The following is a 1,116-nucleotide window of genomic DNA, read 5'->3' as shown; positions in this document are numbered from 1 at the left end:
GCGGCGGCGCTGGCGCCGGAGGTGGACGGGGTGCTGGCCCGGTATCCGCTGCGGGAGCTGGTCACCGCCTCGGCGGAGCTGCCGCTGGTGGTGGAGCGGGAGCGGGCGCTGTACGGGTCCTGGTACGAGTTCTTCCCCCGCTCGGAGGGCACGCCCGAGGAGCCGCACGGCACCTTCCGCACCGCCGCCCGGCGGCTGGACGCGATCGCCGCGATGGGCTTCGACGTGGTCTACCTGCCGCCGATCCACCCGATCGGGCACACCTGGCGCAAGGGCCCGAACAACACCCTGTCCGCCGGCCCCGACGACGTCGGCGTGCCCTGGGCGATCGGCTCCGCCGAGGGCGGCCACGACGCCGTCCACCCCGCCCTGGGCACCCTGGAGGACTTCGACCGCTTCGTGGCCCGCGCCGCCGGGCTGGGCCTGGAGGTGGCCCTGGACTTCGCGCTGCAGTGCTCCCCGGACCACCCCTGGGTGGAGAAGCACCCGGAGTGGTTCCACCACCGCCCCGACGGCTCCATCGCGTACGCGGAGAACCCGCCCAAGAAGTACCAGGACATCTACCCCATCGCCTTCGACGCCGACCTGGACGGCCTGGTCGCCGAGACGCTGCGGGTGCTGCGGCACTGGATGGCGCACGGGGTGCGGATCTTCCGGGTGGACAACCCGCACACCAAACCGGTCGTCTTCTGGGAGCGGGTGCTGGCCGACATCGCCCGCACCGACCCGGACGTGATCTTCCTGGCCGAGGCGTTCACCCGGCCGGCCATGATGCACACCCTGGCCGCGATCGGCTTCCAGCAGTCCTACACCTACTTCACCTGGCGCAACACCAAGCAGGAGCTGACGGAGTACCTCACCGAGCTGTCCGGCGAGGCGGCCGCCTGCATGCGGCCCAACTTCTTCGTCAACACCCCCGACATCCTCCACGCCTACCTGCAGCACGGCGGCCGCCCCGCCTTCGAGGTCCGCGCCGTCCTCGCCGCCACCCTCTCCCCCGCCTGGGGCGTCTACAGCGGCTACGAACTGTGCGAGAACACCCCCGCCAGGCCCGGCAGCGAGGAGTACCTCGACTCCGAGAAGTACCAGCTCCGCCCCCGCGACTGGGAGACCGCC

At 72.0% G+C, this 1,116-nt stretch carries 1 pseudogene; it reads left to right on the top strand.

The window, feature by feature from the left end:
* A pseudogene (locus IEZ04_RS34255) lies at positions 1-1,116 on the top strand (alpha-1,4-glucan--maltose-1-phosphate maltosyltransferase); the annotation flags it as partial.

Origin of the sequence: Streptomyces ruber (assembly GCF_014648075.1) — a bacterium.
Classification (GTDB): Bacteria; Actinomycetota; Actinomycetes; order Streptomycetales; family Streptomycetaceae; genus Streptomyces; species Streptomyces ruber.
This window is presented reverse-complemented; position numbering and strand designations above follow the sequence as displayed.